At 45.1% G+C, this 20,368-nt stretch carries 19 protein-coding genes and 1 tRNA gene; 14 read left to right on the top strand and 6 right to left on the bottom strand.

The window, feature by feature from the left end; genetic code table 11:
- From L3C95_RS24220 to L3C95_RS24230, 3 genes are all read right to left on the bottom strand, one after another.
- A partial coding sequence (locus L3C95_RS24220; protein ID WP_236391573.1) for a hypothetical protein occupies window positions 1-437 on the bottom strand: 437 nt, incomplete at its 3' end.
- 533 nt (window positions 438-970) lie between these two features.
- Complete coding sequence (locus L3C95_RS24225) at window positions 971-1,171, bottom strand: hypothetical protein (RefSeq protein ID WP_236391576.1); 201 nt, start codon at window positions 1,169-1,171, stop codon at window positions 971-973.
- Between the two features lie 51 nt (window positions 1,172-1,222).
- Window positions 1,223-2,248: a glycosyltransferase family 2 protein gene (locus L3C95_RS24230; RefSeq protein ID WP_236391577.1), complete on the bottom strand. Its 1,026-nt coding sequence runs from the start codon at window positions 2,246-2,248 to the stop codon at window positions 1,223-1,225.
- A 115-nt stretch (window positions 2,249-2,363) separates the two neighbouring features.
- Here L3C95_RS24230 and L3C95_RS24235 point away from each other — a divergent pair, with 115 nt between their 5' ends.
- From L3C95_RS24235 to L3C95_RS24275, 9 genes are all read left to right on the top strand, one after another.
- Window positions 2,364-3,512, top strand: coding sequence for a sensor histidine kinase (locus tag L3C95_RS24235; RefSeq protein ID WP_236391580.1), 1,149 nt, complete (start codon window positions 2,364-2,366; stop codon window positions 3,510-3,512).
- Between the two features lie 64 nt (window positions 3,513-3,576).
- Window positions 3,577-3,660 (top strand) — tRNA-Leu (locus L3C95_RS24240).
- A gap of 391 nt (window positions 3,661-4,051) precedes the next feature.
- A complete protein-coding gene (locus L3C95_RS24245; RefSeq protein ID WP_236391583.1) occupies window positions 4,052-4,666 on the top strand; it encodes a pyridoxamine 5'-phosphate oxidase family protein in 615 nt (204 codons plus the stop codon).
- 186 nt (window positions 4,667-4,852) lie between these two features.
- Window positions 4,853-5,650 (top strand): MBL fold metallo-hydrolase, encoded by a 798-nt coding sequence (locus L3C95_RS24250; RefSeq protein ID WP_236391585.1) that lies wholly within the window; start codon window positions 4,853-4,855, stop codon window positions 5,648-5,650.
- A gap of 206 nt (window positions 5,651-5,856) precedes the next feature.
- Window positions 5,857-6,723 (top strand): alpha/beta fold hydrolase, encoded by an 867-nt coding sequence (locus L3C95_RS24255; RefSeq protein WP_236391588.1) that lies wholly within the window; start codon window positions 5,857-5,859, stop codon window positions 6,721-6,723.
- Between the two features lie 111 nt (window positions 6,724-6,834).
- Complete coding sequence (locus L3C95_RS24260; protein WP_236391590.1) at window positions 6,835-7,710, top strand: AraC family transcriptional regulator; 876 nt, start codon at window positions 6,835-6,837, stop codon at window positions 7,708-7,710.
- Between the two features lie 114 nt (window positions 7,711-7,824).
- The gene (locus L3C95_RS24265; RefSeq protein WP_236391593.1) at window positions 7,825-8,403 is read left to right on the top strand and encodes a Crp/Fnr family transcriptional regulator; all 579 of its coding nucleotides are present in this window, start codon (window positions 7,825-7,827) and stop codon (window positions 8,401-8,403) included.
- Between the two features lie 153 nt (window positions 8,404-8,556).
- A complete protein-coding gene (locus tag L3C95_RS24270) occupies window positions 8,557-9,153 on the top strand; it encodes an isochorismatase family protein (RefSeq protein ID WP_236391595.1) in 597 nt (198 codons plus the stop codon).
- A 48-nt stretch (window positions 9,154-9,201) separates the two neighbouring features.
- Complete coding sequence (locus L3C95_RS24275; RefSeq protein WP_236391598.1) at window positions 9,202-9,942, top strand: pirin family protein; 741 nt, start codon at window positions 9,202-9,204, stop codon at window positions 9,940-9,942.
- Between the two features lie 44 nt (window positions 9,943-9,986).
- Here L3C95_RS24275 and L3C95_RS24280 read toward each other — a convergent pair whose 3' ends face one another.
- Complete coding sequence (locus L3C95_RS24280) at window positions 9,987-10,778, bottom strand: glycerophosphodiester phosphodiesterase (RefSeq protein ID WP_236391601.1); 792 nt, start codon at window positions 10,776-10,778, stop codon at window positions 9,987-9,989.
- 218 nt (window positions 10,779-10,996) lie between these two features.
- On the opposite strand from L3C95_RS24280, the gene L3C95_RS24285 reads away from it, so the two are divergent.
- The gene (locus tag L3C95_RS24285) at window positions 10,997-11,548 is read left to right on the top strand and encodes a hypothetical protein (protein WP_236391602.1); all 552 of its coding nucleotides are present in this window, start codon (window positions 10,997-10,999) and stop codon (window positions 11,546-11,548) included.
- 200 nt (window positions 11,549-11,748) lie between these two features.
- On the opposite strand, the gene L3C95_RS24290 is transcribed toward L3C95_RS24285, so the two are convergent.
- Both L3C95_RS24290 and L3C95_RS24295 read right to left on the bottom strand, forming a co-directional pair.
- A complete protein-coding gene (locus L3C95_RS24290; protein WP_236391604.1) occupies window positions 11,749-13,500 on the bottom strand; it encodes an SGNH/GDSL hydrolase family protein in 1,752 nt (583 codons plus the stop codon).
- 267 nt (window positions 13,501-13,767) lie between these two features.
- Entirely contained in the window at window positions 13,768-14,397 is a 630-nt protein-coding gene (locus L3C95_RS24295; RefSeq protein WP_236391606.1) for an FMN-dependent NADH-azoreductase, read from the bottom strand.
- A 254-nt stretch (window positions 14,398-14,651) separates the two neighbouring features.
- Between L3C95_RS24295 and L3C95_RS24300 the strand changes: the two genes are divergently transcribed.
- The 4 genes from L3C95_RS24300 to L3C95_RS24315 all read left to right on the top strand — a co-directional run bounded on the left by L3C95_RS24300 (window position 14,652) and on the right by L3C95_RS24315 (window position 20,367).
- Entirely contained in the window at window positions 14,652-16,130 is a 1,479-nt protein-coding gene (locus L3C95_RS24300; RefSeq protein ID WP_236391608.1) for a PLP-dependent aminotransferase family protein, read from the top strand.
- Window positions 16,131-16,222: 92 nt separating this feature from the next.
- The gene (locus L3C95_RS24305; protein ID WP_236391611.1) at window positions 16,223-16,654 is read left to right on the top strand and encodes a GNAT family N-acetyltransferase; all 432 of its coding nucleotides are present in this window, start codon (window positions 16,223-16,225) and stop codon (window positions 16,652-16,654) included.
- A 508-nt stretch (window positions 16,655-17,162) separates the two neighbouring features.
- Window positions 17,163-19,508 carry a DUF2339 domain-containing protein gene (locus L3C95_RS24310; RefSeq protein ID WP_236391613.1) on the top strand — a complete coding sequence of 782 codons (2,346 nt, stop codon included), beginning with the start codon at window positions 17,163-17,165 and terminating at the stop codon, window positions 19,506-19,508.
- A complete protein-coding gene (locus tag L3C95_RS24315) occupies window positions 19,486-20,367 on the top strand; it encodes a hypothetical protein (RefSeq protein ID WP_236391615.1) in 882 nt (293 codons plus the stop codon). Before L3C95_RS24310 ends, L3C95_RS24315 begins: the two co-directional genes overlap by 23 nt.
- Window position 20,368: the final 1 nt, after the last annotated feature.

Below are 20,368 nucleotides of genomic sequence, written 5' to 3' on the forward strand. Positions count from 1 at the left end.
TCAACGCCGTTCCAGCCTAAAACTGCCCGCCCGCTCTCCGTAACAACACCCTCAGCGTCTACTACCTTTACCTCTACTTCTGCTACGCGGAACTCATTTTTCGCAGTTACTACCACCTCCTCCTTTTCTAATCTGATACTTTGGATTTCAGGACTGCGGTAAGCATCCTTGACTGCCATATTATAGGCATTTTGTCCTGGTCCTGCCAGTGACGCATAGTAGGCTTTCACCTCCGGATCGGCCATCATTCGCTGCGCTCGTGCCGAAGCAATGGTCATCCTCTCCCTTGCTTCTAACTGCTTTTGGGTAGGCTTTTTCCTTGAAGGGCCGCGTTTTGTCGCCATAATGATCTGCCCGTTCCGTTCATAGATCGTGAGTTGTTTGCCAAGGGTTCCCCGTACAAATTGCAGGAGGATATTGTCTTTAACAATGGCCATAAAAAGGTTTTTTGAGGTTATTGATTACAAGGTTAATGTTTCGGTTCTCTAAGGTAGAGATAAACTATGATAATAGGCACTAAAATAGTAATTAAAGGTCACTTCAATATCGAAAGGATATATAGATACCCTTTTGATGTCCTTTTATTACCCTTTTGGAGACCTTATAGCAAGTGTACCGCACACCGATAGATAGCTCTTCCCGAGCCGGAGAAGGGATTAACTAACCTGGGTGGTCTTATCATTTAGATATGTGGGGATTGCCGATAGTGTGTGGGGATTGCCGAATTGCTGAAGCCATTCGGTTCAGGATTGCGATCCCGAGGGGGTGCGGAAATGGAAATTCCCTTTTTAAGACGTTCTAAGATGTATGCCCGATCCCCCGGATTCCCGGCTTGATCCATAGTTTGTATATGAGTTACAGGTAACAAATGATTGGAATAACATCCCATTAGCAGCGGACAGGACTGCTGAAGGCAATAAAAAAGCCCCCTGGTCAGACCAGGGGGCTTTCGCTAATATGATTAAGTGGCTTATTTATACTTTGGATTGTACAGGGTATTTTCCGGTACAACTACTTCAGGTTTACCCTTGTAGCGATGTTTGAACAGATTAAAGCAACCGCCTAATACAAAGCTCAGGAGGCAGAAGATTGTTACATAAAACAGGAAACGGGAAGATGATACCCAGCTACCGGTAAAGTCATTCTTATTTTCAACAGTATTGTGTTCCATAGCTAAAAATTTCGCATTGCAAACTTACGTCATGTCAAATAATAATGCAAGTTATTTTTCGAGGGTCCCGAAAGTCTTGCGGTTCAGGAAATAATATCGCCAGATCATGATACCATGGAAGACGCCGGTCATCTCGAGCAGTCTTTTCTGTGGTAAGCGATCTTTTGAGAACTGGTACTTCGTTCTCCAGCGGGCATAGTCCCTGTAAGCCCTGAAAATAGCCTGCATGTCTTTCGGCTTACCTGCCACCAGGCTTTTCACCGCAGCCAGCAGGTCCAGGAAAAAACGCTGGAATAAGATGATCCAGCGGTCGGCCGGATGCAGGTTCTTCCAAAGCATCATCAGGTTATTCCGGAAGTTCAGGTAAAGTTTACGGGGATTACCCTGTGGCAGGCTACCTCCTCCCACATGATACACAACAGATTCCGGGCAATAGCAGATCCTGTACCCTGCCCTTTTCAGTCGCCAGCAGAGATCTACCTCCTCCATGTGTGCGAAGAAATCGGCGTCAAAGCCGTTCACTTCGTGGAAACAGGCCGAACGTATAAACAAGGCGGCGCCGGTAGCCCAGAAAATGTCCTGGGCATCATCGTATTGTCCTTTATCTTCCTCTGTTGTATAAAGTATCCTGCCCCTGCAGAAGGTATACCCCAGGATGTCCATCCAGCCTCCTGCCGCCCCGGCGTACTCAAATTCAGTCTTCTTATCGTAAAACCGCAGTTTCGGCTGACAGGCAGCGATACTGTCGTCGGCCATCATCTGCGCCACTACCGGCTCGATCCACCCCGGTTCCACTTCGACATCCTGGTTGAGTAATACGTAAATATCAGCCTTAACGTGCTGCAGGGCCATATTATAACCTCCTGCAAAGCCGTCATTGGCAGGATTCTGAATAATCTTAACTTCCGGAAAATGAGCACGCACAAACGCCACACTATCATCTGTCGAAGCATTATCTGCTACATACAACTGCAGATTCCCGTAAGTGGAACTGCACACTGAAGGCAGGAACTTTTCCAGAAAACTACGTCCATTCCAATTCAAAATAACAACAGCTACCGATGGTAATACAGCCAAAAGCACACTCTTTACACGTGAATAATATTTTTTGCGTTACAAATATGCAACAAATTATCATAGCTTCGGAACACCTCCGCACTAATTGCGGTTTATGCTTAATTTAGGCCCCGGTATGTTTAAACAGGTTATAGGCTGGAAGTTTGTACTGGTATCCACCGCAGTGATCATCATTGTGGGTACGATATGGTATGTAAGCAGCATCGCCAGCAAACTGGAAGAAGAAGAAACCAAAAAAGTGGCTACCTGGGTGGCTGCCAACCGCGAATTGCTCCAGGCTTCCGACGAAGCAAACCTCAACCTGGCTGTCGAGATCATTACAAATAATACCAGCATTCCCGTTATTATCACCAATGAAAACGGTCGTATTATAGACTCCCGTAATCTCGATACCACCAGGCTTTCACGCAATCCGAAATACATGGAAGAGGAACTGGCCACTTTCAAAAACCAGCATCCCCCATTCATTATGGAGATCGATGCAAAAAACAATCTCTATAATTATATCTATTACGGAGACTCCCTCATTCTCAAACAGGTGCGCTATTACCCGTATATACAGCTCATTGTAGTAGCGCTGTTCATCAGCATTGTACTGGTAGCGCTCTCCAGCTCCAACCGCGCCATCCAGAACCTCCTGTGGGTAGGAATGGCCAAAGAAACCGCCCACCAGCTGGGTACTCCCCTCTCCTCTATAGAAGCATGGATAGAGATCCTCAAGGATAATGAAGCCAATGAACTGGTGGCCACCGAACTGCGGAAAGATGTCGACAGGCTGAAACTCATTACCGAACGTTTTTCCAAAATAGGCAGCGTACCGCAGCTGGAAGAGCGCGATGTGGTCAGCCAGGTGGAATCCATGGTGACCTACATCCGGAAAAGAGCGCCACAGAAGGTGATACTGACCATGCACTGCCAGGAACATGAGATCCCTTCCATGATCTCCCCCGCATTGTTTGACTGGGTCATTGAAAATCTGCTGAAGAATGCCCTGGATGCCATGGAAGGCAAAGGCACCATTGATATTTATATCGAAAATCACCCGGCCAATATCGTGATAGACATCACCGACAGCGGGAAAGGCATCCCGAAAGCGAACTTCGAAAAAGTCTTCAAACCAGGGTTCAGTACCAAAAAAAGAGGTTGGGGACTTGGCCTTTCACTGGCGAAACGTATTATAGAAGAGTACCATAAAGGCCGGCTGACAGTGCGTTCTTCCGAGCTTAACAAGGGGACGACGTTCAGGATTTTGCTTAGAAAATGATAATCTTATTAATAAAATTTGTTGGTTATCAAAAAGCGATTAAATTTGCACCCACTTCAGACCTGCGGAGGTGGCGAAATTGGTAGACGCGCTACTTTGAGGTGGTAGTGCCTGAAAGGGCTTGGGAGTTCGAATCTCCTCTTCCGCACAAACAAAAAAGGCTTTCATATGAAAGCCTTTTTTGTTTGTATACTTACCATGGCAATCATGACCAAATGAAGCCCGTTGATCCCAACTCTCCCCCTTCCATTTTATTGTTGTTGTATTTTCTTTTGTCCCGCTTAAGACTTCCGGACCGGGTCGTTATGATATCGCTCTATCGCCTCACCATTTCTTCTTCAGTGATAATACTATTCCCCGGTGTTTCCTTGCGGTGGATACCTGTGCCGCTATTTGCGCTATCCACCACACTTTTTTAAGCGCTCCTTTCAGCTCCTTTGTTTCGCCCGACGGGAAGAATTGTCAACCTTCAGGGAATTGCTGCCTACCATGCTCACCTGTTTGAAACGGAACTTTGTACTGTCATCTAATTCAATGTTATGAACTATTCAAAGTTCGCTTTTACAGACGCCATCAAAACCATTCAGAAACGACTCGGCAGCAGGGGCACTTATGAGCGGGTGGAAAATATGAGTTATGTAGATGGGTTAACACCGGTTGAGGAGGAATTCATCGGGCAGCTGGACAGCTTTTATATGGCTTCCTTCGGCGAGAATGAATACCCTTACATTCAACATCGCGGCGGGCCGAAAGGCTTTATTAAGGTAATAGACAACGAAACGATCGGTATTGTTGACTTCAGTGGTAACCGCCAGTATATCTCGGTAGGCAACATCTCGAAAAACCCGAAGGTTTCTCTTATCCTCTTATCATATCCCTTGCGGGCAAGATTGAAGATCTATGCAGAAGCAGAAATTGTGGAAATACAGGACAACCCCGCTCTCTTTGACCTTCTCAAACCGGAGGATTACAAATACAGGCCGGAGCGAATGATGATCTTCCGTATCAAAGCCTATGACTGGAACTGCCCCCAGCACATCACACCAAGGTTTACTGAAGCGGAAATAGAAGTATTGATGTCTTCTAAGGACAGGCACATACAACAGTTGGAGCAACAGCTGACTGACCTTAGAAAAAAGCTCGAAGCTAAGTAACACCCGGGCGTGTGAATATCCAGTATATAACATGTTACATCAGCAATTGACCGCTATGTCACGATTGATGGCAACAGACCCGGATCAGGAAAAAACGTCATCACAACATCAGGAGGCTATGTTGCCGCAGCAAATAGGGTAAGAAGATTAGTTAAACGCAATCGGAATAAATCAATACAAAAAATCATGTCGAACATTTCAACACAGGCCCAGGCAACTTACCTGGGCGGACCCACCGTCATTATTGAAATAGGTGGACTAAGATTAATGACAGATCCAACACTCGACCCTGTAGGTACAAAGTTTGTGCTGAGCGAAAAAAGTACGGAGGAGAAACTGGCAGGTCCGGCAGTTTTCCCTGAGCAACCCATCGACATTGTTTTGCTGAGTCACGACCAGCATTTCGACAATCTCGACGGAGGTGGAAGAGCATTCCTCAAAGAGGCAAAGCTTACTATAACAACAAAGGCCGGAGCGGGAAGACTGAAAGAGACAGGTATCAACAGCCTGGGTCTTGATCCCCGCGAGTATCGCGCCTATGTGGCGCCAAATGGCGACCGCATAAAAATAACAGCCACACCGGCACGACATGGTCCGGCAGGCGTCACTAAAATAACCGGGGATGTGATTGGTTTTCATATCGCCGTAAGCGGTAGCCAGTCATTTGAGCTGTATGTAACCGGCGATACTGTATACTATAACGAAATCGAAAAGCTGGGGGAACGTATAGATCCGCAGTACATATTCGTGTTCGCCGGAGCAGCACGCCCACGTGGGCCTTTTAATTTAACTATGGGCACTAATGATGTAATCGACACTGCTCATGCCTTTCCCAATGCAACGCTGATCCCTTTGCATTCAGAGGGCTGGTCACATTACACGGAGAACAACAACAACCTGCTGGAGGCCTTTAGTATACTCGGCATCGCAGACCGGCTGAAGATCCTGGCACCAGGTGTGGTGACAGCACTTTCCCCGGATTGATTTTAATTAACCCGCATCAGTTATACCAGCGTGACCGTAAACAGATACAGATGGAATCGTGCCATACAGGCATGGACACCTCGTCTTTTCCTCCATCAATAAACTTAACTGTCATGTCTGTCAACATTGCCGCGTTAACCGACATTGACTTTCCCAAACTTCTGCCGATCATCAATAATGATTCACTCAACGCTAAATGATAAATCATGAAAACAACATTCAATACCATTAAGATTAATGGCGTGGACATCTTCTACCGTGAAGCAGGTAACAGGAACAACCCCACTCTCGTATTGCTGCATGGCTACCCCACCTCATCTCACATGTTCAGGAATCTGATCAGGGATCTGTCTGACAAATATCATCTCATTGCGCCGGATTATCCGGGTTACGGAAGAAGCGAGCAGCCACCAATAGCCGAATTTGAATACACGTTTGACAACTTTGCAAAGATCGTCACAGCCCTGCTTGAAAAACTGGACATCCGGAAATACAGCCTGTACCTCATGGATTACGGCGCTCCTGTAGGCTTCCGCATTGCCAGCGCGAGCCCGCAAAAGATCGATTCACTGATTATACAGAACGGATGTGCTTATGAAGAAGGACTTGAAACTTTCTGGGATCCCATCAAGACCTACTGGCAAGACAGGAATAACAAAGAAGCAGAAAATACACTCCGTGGCTTCCATAGCCCCGATGGTCTGAAATGGCAGTATACCCACAATGTACCTGATCCGCATCTGATATCTCCCGACAACTGGGAAATAGATCTGAGACACCTCGAAAGACCGGAAAATGGCGACATTCAGCTGGCCCTGTTCTACGACTACCAGAACAATGTCACCCTCTATCCACAATGGCAACAATATTTCAGGGACCATCAGCCACAAACGCTGATCGTATACGGTAAGAACGATTATATCTTTCCCGGCCCGGGAGCAGAGGCATTCAAGAAAGACCTGAAAAATCTGGAATTTCATTTGTTCGAGACAGGACACTTTGCCCTGGAAAGCTTTGGCGATGAAATTGCGGCCATCATCAGCAATTTCCTTTCCCGAAAAGTGGTCAAATAACAATAAATATTAATAACCCATCGTAGTCAGCGTATTCCGGACCTTTCACTGGTAGCGGGATACGCTTGTTTGCATCTTTGCCCTAAGCTTCTATCTTTGTAAAAAAAGTCCATGGTTTTTGTAAACAACACCAAAGAACGCCTCGTTGTATCGGAGCTCGACAACTCCAGCATTGAGACGATTACCGATGTGAGAGAAACCGATATGACATTTATCTGGAACGTAGGAGAACGGATGAACATTACCATTGATAAAATACCCTACCCGCTTAAAAAGAACCAGATCATTTTTCTGACCGAATTTCATAAGATCGATAATATAGAACTGGAGTCTGCAAGGATGGTGCGTTTCAACCAGCCATTCTATTGTATTGTGAACCATGACAACGAGGTAGGCAGCAAAGGACTGCTCTTCTTTGGCGCTTCCGGTGTACCATTGATATCGCTGCAAGACCATCAGATCAGGGATTTTGAGATGTCATGGGAGATGTTCTGCTCAGAAATGAAAAAGGATGAGCTATTAAAGCAGGATATGCTGCAGGCCATTCTCAAACGCATGCTCATTCTTTCGGTAAGGATACTGATCCAGACAACAGCTTTCCATAAGCTGCAAAAAAGGCAGGGCGATATTGTCCGGGAATTCTACTGGCTGGTGGAAAAACATTTTACCCAGGAGCATGAAGTTGCTTTTTATGCATCCAAGCTGAATAAATCCCCTAAAACACTTTCCAATCTGTTTTCCGTTTTTTCAACACGTAGTCCGCTGAACATCATTCACGACAGGATCCTTATCCATGCCCGGCGCCAGATCAATTACTCGAACCGGTCCATCAAAGAGATTGCATATGAACTGGGGTATGATGATATACAGACATTCAGTCGTTTCTTCAAAAGCAAGGAAGGCATGTCGCCCATTCAGTATCGTGAAAAATTTGACCGGGCCTCCCGGCAGCTAAAAACACATTCCGACACCAATATTCAGGCCTGAACATAAACCTGCAAAGCGGTATGTTTGCGCCTTAGGAGGATAGAGCGAAAAGACTTATTTTTGAGAAATTGAAAAGTCCCGCCAGACGGGCAATTTACCTTATGATCTGTTAAGATGTACGAGCCGCTTTTTGACTATATAGAACGTTATGCCAAGGCAAGCATTACAGAAGATGAAAAAGACATCATCAGGTCTTCATTTGAACCTAAAAGGCTCAGAAAAAAACAATATTTAGTTGAAGAAGGAAAGGTTTGTCTGTATACAGGGTTCATCCTGAAGGGAGCCTTGCGTCAATACAGTGTGGATGACACCGGCATGGAGCATATACTTCAGTTAGCTATTGAAAACTGGTGGGTAGTAGATCGGCAAAGCTATATTAATCAGACGCCATCGAGGTACTTTATCGAAGCCTGGGAAGATACAGCACTGTTGATCTTACCCCGGGCAAAACTTGACATTATTTTAGAACTGCCGGTTATACAATCCATGTTCTGGCAAATGAGCGAAAATAATCATATTGCCTTTCAGAAGCGTGTGGACGATACCATCAGCCTCAGCGCAATAAAACGCTATGAAAATTTTGAACGTTTATATCCGGAGATCGTCCAACGATTTCCGCAGCACCAGATAGCCTCCTATCTTGGAATAGCCAGAGAAACCCTGAGCAGAATAAGGCGCCCTTCCTCCCGTTAATTTTTCCTACCTCGTATCTTCAATTCTCTGTGATAATTGTCATCATCCGATTGTGACATTTATCATCGTTTGCAGCTCTTTCAGCAATGTAACTTTGCTTCATAAGTTCAAAGAAAACATCGTTTAAAACTTATCGAAAGCAAAACATAAATTATGAAAAAGTTCAAAATTGAAGATACAGTGATGCTACTGATCGACCACCAGGAAGGTACCATTAATTTCTCCGCCAACAGGTCTCATGAAGAGATCATATCCCGTGCACGTACCCTGGCAAGAGTTGCCAGAGATCTGAATATACCGGTTGTGCTGACCTCCAGCCAGGAAGACCTGGCACAGGGGCCACTACTAAAAGATATGGAGGAAATTTTGCCCCAGCAATTTTCAAACCGTGTGAAAAGACAGGGCATTACGAATGCGTGGGAAGACGACGCATTCAAGGCGGCTGTACTTAAAGCTGCAGACGGGAGAAAAAATATAGTAATGGCCGGCCTCACCAATGACGTATGTATTGTTTGGCCTTCCATTTCCATGGTGGAAGACGGTTTTGATGTGCAGGTTGTAATTGACGGAGGAGGTGCACCAAGCCAGATTGCTGAGGATATAGCCAGACATACCTGGGAAAGCCATGGTGTACGTACCACCACTATCAGCCAGTTTATTTCAGAACTGGTACACAGCTGGGCCACACCGGAAGGTGAGAAGGTGAAACCTGTTCTTTTTGAGGAAATTTATTCCAAATTGTTTAAGTAATACAGCAGCAGTGTCGGCGGTACCGGCACTGCTTAATACTATCTCGTTATGTTACAGAAAATAACACATGATGCTTTTAAAAGCCACGGCTCTATTCAGATACTCTATCCTGGCCTGGCAATGTCCGGCCAGGATTCAGGCATAGGTAGCATTGGCCGGATAGACCATGCTTCAGTACATGGCAGACAGCATATCGGCATGCACCCGCATATTAACGACGAGATCCTTTCTTACTTCAGGGCCGGAAAGGTCGAGCATATCGACTCGGAGGGCTATAAAGATACTATTGGAGGCACACGCCTGATGCTGATGAAAGCAGGAAAAAGCTTTTATCATGAAGAGTATATCGATGGCCAGGACGAACCATTTGAAGGCTTGCAGATATTTATAAGGCCCGGCGAGAAAGACCTGCCTCCTGAGGTGATCTTTCAGGATCTCAAACAGCATGACAGTGAAAACCAATGGCGGCTGCTGGCCTCACCTGCATTTGAGACAGCTCTTCACTTCAGCAGTCAGACCTGGTTGTACGATGTAAAATTAACGGCTCACAAAGCCTTAGCTTTACCAGCCTTGCCCGGGACGGCACTTACTGCGCTGTTATATGTGTATCAGGGCTCAGTTAGGGTAAACAATGACACTGTACTCGATAAAAGAGAGGCGCTGGTTCTGAAAAATGAAGTCATTTCTATTCAATCAGACAAGGGAGCTGAATTGGTGCTGTTCCTCACCGATGAAAATGCACCCATTTTTAAAGACGGTATGTACAGCGGTAACAAAGGAAATACTTAATTGATAACACATGTTTAGTATAACAACAGAACAACCTCAAAGCACTAATATCCAAGCAGCGGCGCATACTCCGCATCAATCTGAAAGTTCCTTACACCCGCCGCTTTCAGGCGTTCTGCCTGCGCAGCAGCCTGGGATGCAGCATCCGCGCCATGAAACGCCCAGGCATTGATCACACCTACAACAAGTATATCGTGGCGACTGGCCCAGTCATTGTCGTCTTTACTGATATTGTCTGAAAAGAGATAGTAATTTGAAGATTTATAATAAGCCCTGCGCATGTTATCCTCCAGCTGCTGACGGGTACAACTGAGCTTAATCTTTCCTGTAAAAAATTCGGTAGATTCATCCGTGCCGATCATCAACGCACTACTATACAGATCATACTTCTTCAACAGTGAGATCAATCGCATCCATACAACAGTATCGTTACCACTTAGCTTATTATCGATCATTACGCCAAGCTTTCCCTTGCAATGCCGTAGAACCTCTTCCAATTTCAATACCCGGTAACCATTTGCATTGCGCAGTTTAGACACGGCTTCCCAGGTCATGGAAGACACAGGAGCATCCAATCCGAAAGAGTTTTTGAAGGTCTTATCATGATGGGTCACCAGTACACTGTCTTTGGTCATACGCAGGTCAATCTCCACCATCCAGTAACCTTTCTTAATGGCTTTGTTAAGCGCCTGCAGGCTATTCTGGTCGGTGGTACTATCAACGATACCACCACGGTGCGCAATCAAACGGAAGTTTGTTCTAGCAGATTGTGCATGGGAAGAAATACCGGCCAGTAACAGGTTACTAAATAGAATAGATACTATTAATTTTTTCATGTGCAATGCTTAAACCATCCTTGATGTTGCATTAAAGTTGTAATATTTTTCTCGCCATGCAAAATTAAGTGCAGCAATTACCTGTTATATTTTCGTTCCCTGTTCAATTCCTGTGGAAAATTAACCTGCGCAGCAGCAGGTTAATTAGACAGGATTGACCTTCTAAAAACACCACACATGTAAATAAAATACTATATTGCCGGCCAAAATTCAAGGCAATGGAAAAACTATTGGCGAAAAAAGGGATAGAATTTCTATCGTATACTGATGAAGAAGGCTCTCAGATAAGCTACGCCTTCACAAACAACATGCTGAAACAGGGTATTATTGTCGTTTTGTCTGAATGGCAATATGAGCCCGACGAGGAAGAGGAAGAATCCGAAGAGTGGGAAGAAACAGTTGAGACAAACGGAGAAGAACAGGAGGCCTGGGAAGAAGAAGCGACAGAGGATAGTGAAGCTGCACCGGAGTCCCTTTTTGAAACAACAGTTTCAGTAATATTAACTAAAGGCGGCGTTTCTTACGAATTCGGTATTTATGCCGATGACCGTGCAGTTGTACCGGTTATTTTCCTTTATAGAGTGATTCTTGACCTGGTGGACATTATTTCAGGCAGTGATGCCGACAGCCTGCTGGAAGTGCTCGAATCGGTTTCTACAACAGTTAGCTCCTCTGATGATTATGCGGATGATCCTGAAACAAAGAGCCAGGTATATAATCTGACTGTTGAACATGTGGAAAAAGCAGCGCGTTTATTAGCGGAAAAATAATATTTGGAAAGGGTTTGAGAGGCCCAGCTATTTTTGCTAAAACTGCTTGTCAGGTAGCGGGCATGTTACCTTTTCAAAACTGAAATAAAGGCAGTGTCGGCATTAATTATAGGCCAAACAAGCAGTCTTTATGAGTCCCACATTAAAAGTGAAAGCCTGGTTAATGCCAGGCTTTCACTACGATTAATATTCTTATCTCCCTATCTCTTCAATATCCCACTCAACTGCTCACCTAACACCTCATACCCCTTTTCATTCGGATGTAATCCATCCCCTGTGAACAATGCATCATTCAACGCATTCCCATTCATGAAATTTTTCGAAAGATCGAAAAACTTATACCCATTCGCCATTGCCATCGCCTTTATTTTGGGATTTATTGTCAAGACCCGTTGCAGCATATCTCTGCGGGGAAGGATACCACCTACAAAAATGGTAGCCTGCGGTTTCCTGTATCTGATTTGTTGTAGCAGGAAGGTTAGCCCTTTTACAATGTCCTCGTCGGAATTCAGTCCCAGGTTGTTGGTACCGATCATGAGCACGATCTTATTTCCTTTAAAATGGTCCAGTTCTCCATGATACACCCGCCAGAGCACGTTTTCTACCCTATCCCAGCCAAAGCCGGCATTCTGTACCCGCAGGGGCGTCATATACTGTTGCCAGGCTGATTCTCCGCGGTCAGCCACTTTCTCTCCTTTAGGCAGGCCGCCCCAATAGTTGATAATGGAATTGCCAAAAATGATTGCCTGCGGGTTATTCATTTCAATATTGGCGATGACCTCTTCATGCCGTTTCCTCCAGTCGTAGCCATCGCGGTATTGTTCAACAGGATATTGCGTTGTAAGGTCGCCGGTAGGTTCGTGTAATATCTCACGTATCTTCTTCTCATATGCCGTAGCATATTGCATCATGCCATAATCATTGGGATGTGTACCGTCCGTGGTACTGTTAATGTCAAAGTTGATCTCTTTCTCTGTTAGCATGTACAGTTCCTTCACGCCATTTTTCTTCAGCTCGTTGAATATCTCTGTGATAGTACGGCTGGCTTCGTGATAGGCATTGACAACAGCAGTATCCATGCCTAAAGGCATGTTCCCGGCTGCATGTTCTGCCAGTAAAATGGGCACACCAGGATGTTGTTCGCGCAGCTTATTTATGCCGTAAATCAGGCGCTGCCGGATCGTGTCTGCCGGATAAGATTTTTTACTAACAAGATTGGGCATGCAATCGAGTATATAGAGCTTCGCATCCACACCTGCTATCAGATCAAAGATGGGTGCGTCGAAACGGCCATTTCCACTAAAGCCCAGATTGATCACTTTCCGGCTTAACTTTCGCTCCAGTATATTCGTCCATGCCATGCCTGCCCGTGAAGCCACTGCTCCCTGCATAATGGATGTGCCGTATGCTACAATTGGTTTGTCCTTATGAGCATGGGTATATTCAAAGCTTTGTCCCCCGGGCACACCTACAGAGATCCATTGTAAACTTGCGTATAAGGGCAGGTACAGGTAGAAGTCAGCCGGTGCGCTTGCGGCAATGTTAAGATTCCGATACTCATATACGCAGGTATCACCAAAAGAATATTTTGCAGGCGGAGACCAGTTCCAGCCACCATGCATGTCTTTTCCGTACAAGTCTACCCCACTTACACCAGTAGCAGGCATGTGTGGCAGCGCGTAGTTTTTTCCCGCCACTATATATTTTACAATAAAAGTACGGGCAGTAGTTTTGAAATGAAGATATTCGCCGGCACTACTTATTGACTGCTTCCACACACCAGCGGTTACTTTCCCTTCCAATCTTGCGGGCAGGCGATAAAAGATATGGCCAGTATCCTGCTCGCAAACGCCGATCGTCCATCTGGCTTCATGCCAGTCATAACTGGTTTGTGCATAGATCTTTGCTTCAACGCAAATAAGGCCCAGCAGGAAAAGTAAGTTTTTAAGCATGATATACTGATTAGTTGCTTCAATTGAACAGGTGGGATGCAGCATTTTATCTCCTGTTCAAACAAAATAACTCAAAAAAATCAACTCTCATATACCATCACTTAAAACGCTGAATAGGACAAAAGCTGGTTTGATCTTTTCTGGCAGCCGCTCCGCTGGAAAAGGCTTACATAAACGAAAATGCCAGACAGCCTAAACCCTGCCCGGCATTTTACTTTTCCACCTTTCTTAGTCACCACAGTGATATTCTATCTATTCTCACCAATCCTATCTATTGATCAGTTCTTCTATATTTCCCTGTGCAGCAGTCAACGCGGCCGACGAAGCTTCTTCACCATGAGCTGCACCATTCAATAAAACTACTTCTACATCCTGAATACCCATGATACGAAATACGGTTTTCAGATAATTCGTCTGAAAATTCATGTGTTCAAAATACTCTCCCGGTTCATAACCTTTGTTTCCACGTACGAGTAATAAGAAAGCCTTCTTATTTTTCAAAAGTCCGGTGTACGGATCAGGTTTTCCCGGCTCGATCAGTACCGTTTCATTTACACGAAGCACCTGGTCTATGTAGGCCTTCAGGGCGCTTGGAATGGACCAGTTATACATTGGTGTGCTTAAAACAATAATATCTGCCTCCTTCAACTCGCTAATCAATGTATCACTCACGCTGAGTGCAGCTACATCTTCTTCTGTACGTAAGTGCGCAGGTTTAAAAGCCCCTGCTATCCACGCTTCAGACACATGCGGGATATTCTCTTGTCCTACTTCACGATGTACTACGCTATCTTCCGGATGCTTCTGCTTCCATTTTCCAACGAATATTGCTGCCAAAATCCTGCTGAAAGACCTGTCCTGTCTTGCGCTTGCGTTAATGACCAGTACTTTACTCATATTCCTGCTATTTTTGTAAGATTTATATTTTCGAAATCGTTTTCTTCTTACCTGTTTTTTCATTTCACGGAAACAAATGTATTACGGCCTGCAATATATAAGAGGTACCAGAAGTGTATACCCAGGTAGTCCAGCAGATACTGCGTTTCATGAAACCATTTTTGAACGTGCGTTTAACTACATTTCGCCATTTTGATTTCATTTAGTCCCTGCCTATCTTCGGCCTGTGCAACGTGACAGATAAATTTTCAGCTATGCTTCCGTACAAGAATCTCATCCTTATAGATAAAAAAAGTAGTGTAGCAGTATACAGGCAGCTTGCGCTTCAATTCATCAACCTGATCCAGGAGGGAAAACTTCTGCCCGGCACTGAATTGCCCAGCACCCGTACGCTGGCAAACGACCTGCAATTGCACAGGAAGACTATCATGGCTGCCTATAATGCCCTGGTAACGGAAGACTGGGTAGACAATCTGCCACGCAAAGGTTACGCGGTGTCGCCCCGTTTACCGGTGATCAAACCCAGGTCGTATAATACAAACAGATTGAGCGCATATAAAGGGATCAGTGGGTTCAGCTACGAAAAACTGGAAACGGTATTTTATCCTTCAGTATCTCTTGCTAAATCGCACATCGTTGTAAATGATGGTTTCCCTGATATTTCCATTCTTCCGACAGAAGCTATATTAAAGGAATACAGAAGTGTACTGGAGCATGCTACGCTGAACAGGATCGGCACAGAATGGAATGCGGAAGGTTCACCCGATTTCAGGAAGTCGCTGTGTAGCTTCCTCAACCAGACACGGGGAATGGACATTGGTCTGGAAAACCTGCTTACTTCCCGCGGCGCACAAATGGCAATTTATGTTGCCGCATCATTGATCATCCAACCGGGCGATAAAGTAGTGGTCAGTGATCCCAGCTATATACTCGCTGATACGCTATTTGAACAACTTGGCGCACAACTCATCCGCGTGCCGATGGATGAAGATGGCATGTGTACTGAACCATTGGAAGAGATCCTCAAAAACAATGACGTGCGCTTGTTGTATGTTATTCCGCATCACCATCATCCCACTACTGTTACGTTGAGCGCCCAACGGAGGAATCACTTGCTGCAGCTGATAAAAGCCTATGATCTTGCTGTCATTGAAGATGATTACGATTATGATTTCCAATTCCAGTATGATCCCTATTTACCTTTGGCAAGTGGAGATCATGGAGGAAAGATCATCTATATCGGATCACTTACGAAAGTGCTGGGTACTCCTTTCCGTTTTGGATACATGATCGCCACACGGGAATTTATACAGTCCGCAGCTAAATTGAGAGCGTTGATCGATCTGAGAGGAGAAGTGCTCATGGAACAAACTATTGCAGGTCTTATAAACAGCGGGGAACTCGCACGACATATAAAGAAGGCGAACAAGTTATATGCACAGCGTTGTGATGTGTTATCTGATCTGATCAGCGATCAGTTAAGTGATGTTGTCGATTTCACGAAGCCAACCGGTGGTATGGCTCTGTGGTTAAGGTTTAAACCAGCTTACCCTTTATCTATGATAATTAAGAAAGCCGGTACTATGGGAATGGCTTTTACAGGCAGTGTCTACAATGAGGAGATAAATGGCAGGCTCAATGCATGCAGGTTTGGCTTTGCTTCTCTGCAGGAAGAAGAAATGAAAGAAGCTGTTCGTATTTTAAGAAAAGCCGCAGACAGCCTGGGGAAATAATTTTGGTGGTACACCCGATAATAATCATCTGGTCCCTGACACGCCTTGTCTGCGCTTTTAATTTTGCGTTGTAGCATTTAAAACAACGCCATATGAAAATAGTAAAAGCACAGACAAAAGAAGACATCGAACTTGCAAGGGAAGCGATCCTTCAGTTCAGGGAAAATGCTGATCCGAAAACCTTTGTGGAACAGATCCTGCAAGCGATGAAGCATGAGTTCTTCGAGCTCGTTTACATTCTTTCGGATGATGGGAAAAAAGCCGCAGCTTTTACAAGTTTCAGGACTTTAACCCAGCTGAGAACGGGAAAGATCATTTACATTGATGATCTGTTTACCCTGCCTGAATACAGAGGTCATGGTTATGCAGGCGCTTTGCTGGATTATGTGGATAATCAGGCGAAAGAAAGGGGAATAAAAAATGTTCATCTGGATAGTGGATATGCATTACATCCGGCACACCGGTTATATCTTAGTAAAGGATATGTGATGGCTTGCCATCATTTGGCCAAGGAGATAAAGTAATACTGTTCCGTATAGAATAAAGTGGAACCCTGTGCATTTGTGCGCAGGGTTTTTCAATTAGTGCAAAGATCAGGGCACGCCGCCTCTGTTCCTGTCATTCTTCCAGGGTAATAGTGGGAAAACACCTCAATTTCTCTCTAATATTTCTTTTTATTAAAATATATAATATATTTGTTTAATAATGAAAATCAATCACCTGTATTCCGACGGCGGTGCTGTTACTCTATTGGCTGAAAGGCATGGGACATTTTTCAGGAGATTTTCGCTCAAACCAGTGCAGGCCGATCCGGAGATGCTGAATAACCAACCATTCGTTTACTCAGTTGCAATGTTGATATCGCCTCGTGTTCGCACTGAATACGGGGCTTTTTATTAACAAAAGACTATATTCATGTAATATTCCCAACAATACCTACACTTTATGGCTGTATTTACCTTTATACTTCTGATCGTCATTCTCATAATGGTGTTTATTACAAAGAATGACCTCACAAGTAAAATAGAAGAGATGAACCATAAGTTGGATCTTCTCATGAGACAGCGGGATAGAGTTGCCCCAACAACAAAAGAAGAAAAAACTATCTCACCTGACTACCATAGGCAACCAACGATGCAGCCTGAGCCTGCACCGCCTGTTCCACCGGTAGTTCCTCCGATCGTGGTACCGGAAGCGCCACCTGTTGTTGAGGTGGTCACTCCATCTGTAGCGCCAGAGCCTGTCCCTGAATTGCCACAGGCGGCAAGGGAGGCGGCATTTACTGCTCCGGTAACAGCGCCTGTAGCTATGCATGAACCGGCAAGGCCGCAGGAACCCACTCCTACTTTCTGGGAAAAGAACCCGGATCTGGAAAAATTCATCGGAGAGAACCTGTTCAACAAGATTGGTATCGCTATTCTCGTTATCGGTATCGGATTCTTCCTGAAATACGCGATAGACAAAAACTGGATCAACGAGATCGGCAGGACCTTTATAGGCATCGTTTGCGGCGGTATCCTGATAGGCGTCGCACACCGCCTGCGGAAGACCTTCACAGCTTTCAGTTCTGTACTGGTAGGCGGTGGGGTGGCAGTCCTCTATTTCAGTATCACAATTGCCTTCCAGCAATATCACCTGATTGGTCAGACGCTGGCTTTCATTATGATGGTGCTGATCACCGCCTTCACTGTTCTATTGTCGCTCAGTTACGACCGGAAAGAACTGGCCGTTCTGGCAATACTCGGCGGATTCTCCTCTCCCCTGCTGATCAGTACTGGCGCGGGCAATGCAGCCGTACTGTTTACTTATATCCTGATCCTGAATGTGGGTATGCTGATACTGGCATATTACAAGAAGTGGAATATCGTTAACATCATCAGTTATATAGCTACTGTCCTGCTCTTTGGCAGCTGGCTGTCTGTCAGTATTGCACAGGAAGCTACCAGGCCCGTTCCCTATGTTACAGGGCTGGTATTTGCGACCTTGTTCTATGTAGTGTTCTTCCTGATGAATGTGATCAACAACCTCCGGCAGCGTGTGCATTTTAAGGCAGCTGAGATACTGATCTTGCTCAGTAATACTTTCCTGTATTATGCCGCGGGCATGATCATATTGTCGCATATACATGGAGGCGTCTTCCATGGATTGTTTACCGCGTGCATGGCAGTGTTCAACTTTGCTTTCGCCTATTCACTGTACCGCAATCAGCACGCCGATAAGAACCTGATCTACCTGTTGATCGGCTTGACATTGAGCTTCCTGAGCCTTGCTGCGCCGGTACAACTGAAAGGTAACCACATTACGCTCTTCTGGGCGGCGGAATCGGTGTTATTGTTATGGTTATACCAACGCTCACGTATAGCGCTGATGCAATATGCTTCGGGGATTGTTTTCTTCATGATGAGTGTCAGTCTTATGGTAGACTGGCAACAGACATATGACGACCTGCGTTATGCCGGTGGCCGGCATATGTGGCCATTGCTCAACCAGGGATTTATTACCGGAATTGTATGCATCGCTGCCTTGTTCATCATAAGACGGTTACTGAAAAAAGACCTGGATAAGCAATACTTCATTGAGATCCCGGTACCTATGCTAAGGCGGGCCCTGGGTGTCTTTGCGCTGGCTGTTATTTATATAGTGGGTATACTGGAACTATACTATCAATCCCAGATTTACTGGCCTGCTGTTACGATCATTAACACAGGTATTTATAATTACCTGTTCATCTGCACCCTGCACTACCTCAGCAGAAAAGAGCATGTTATATTCAGAATGTTGTCTGTAGGACTTTCTGCGGTCTTCATACTGGTATTCATGGTGCTGTATAATGACGATATCATCGATGTACGCTCAGCCTACCTCGAAGAACATAAACCGCTGGGGCATTTCCTGCTTACTTACGTGCTGATCGCCTCGTTACTGACTATGCTCTACCAGGCATACCTGACAGTGAAGATGATCCGCAATAAAAAATACGTGCATATTTTCCAATGGGTAGCTACCTTTTCATTAGTATACGTGTTAAGCGCCTCGCTTGATCATATAGTAGCGCTGAGCACCTGGCAACCCAATGTCCATACCAGCGATATCACCAACAACAGTCAACGTACAGGGTATACCATCCTCTGGGGCGCTTTTGCATTTATGCTGATCTATCTGGGCTTCAAATGGCAATCCAAACAGGTACGTATCATCTCCATCAGTTTATTTGCATTGACTTTGCTGAAACTGTTTTTATTCGATCTGCACGATCTGTCAGAAGGAGGCAAGATTGCCGCTTTTATTTCGCTTGGTGTTATACTGCTGATCATTTCCTTTATGTATCAGCGTTTGAAAAAAATATTACTGACAGATGAAAACCAGACTGCCAATTAAGTTTATACAATTATTCCTTTTCCTGTTCATCGTAACGGGTATACTGCCTGCCAGTGCACAACAATTTACCTGGCAGGCAGGTTTGCCCGCTATTGGCGAAACAGGTATTTATAATATCACCTTACATCCGGCGTTCGTTGCCAAAAGCTATGATACTGCGTTGACAGATGTACGGCTCTTTGACGGGGAGACCGCTGTTTCTTACATTTTACAGCATGATACACCATTCGTCGACCTGCCCTCTCCGGTTATAACTGTGAAAAACAATACAGTATCCCGTAGAACGATTATCCAACTGCAATTCAAAGAGAAATACCTTATTGAGCAACTGAAATTGACAGTGGCTGCTCCGGCCTATTTCAAACGGTATTTATACGTTACGGAAGATACCAGTGGATTGACGCCTTCGCAAGAATTTGCCCTTGTTTCCGGCCAGCCGGCTGTTTTTAAATTAAATACGCCACTCAAAACAAAACAATGTTACATCATTATAAAAAATGAAGATAATCCGGCTTTACAGGTCAAAGATATCAGCGTCCTGCAGCGGCATATTTATCTTACTGCCTGGCTGGAAAAAGGAAAGAGCTACATCCTGAAAACAGGTGCTCCGGATGTGGCCGCACCGGTTTATGACCTTCCTTATTTCGCCAATAAGCTGCCGGCACAGATACCTGCACTGGAAGCAGGCAATATCACACCCGTTCCGGCCGTTATAAAAAATGTGCCTTCACCTGCAGCTGAAACGAATAATACCGTTTTCACGAGTAAAAGGTGGATCTGGACAGGAATAGTCAGCATTATTGTGCTCATCACCCTGTTAAGTATCCGTTTACTTCGCGAGATGCGGGAGCGGAAATAAC

The organism is Chitinophaga filiformis, from assembly GCF_021646545.1.
Taxonomy (GTDB): domain Bacteria; phylum Bacteroidota; class Bacteroidia; order Chitinophagales; family Chitinophagaceae; genus Chitinophaga; species Chitinophaga filiformis_A.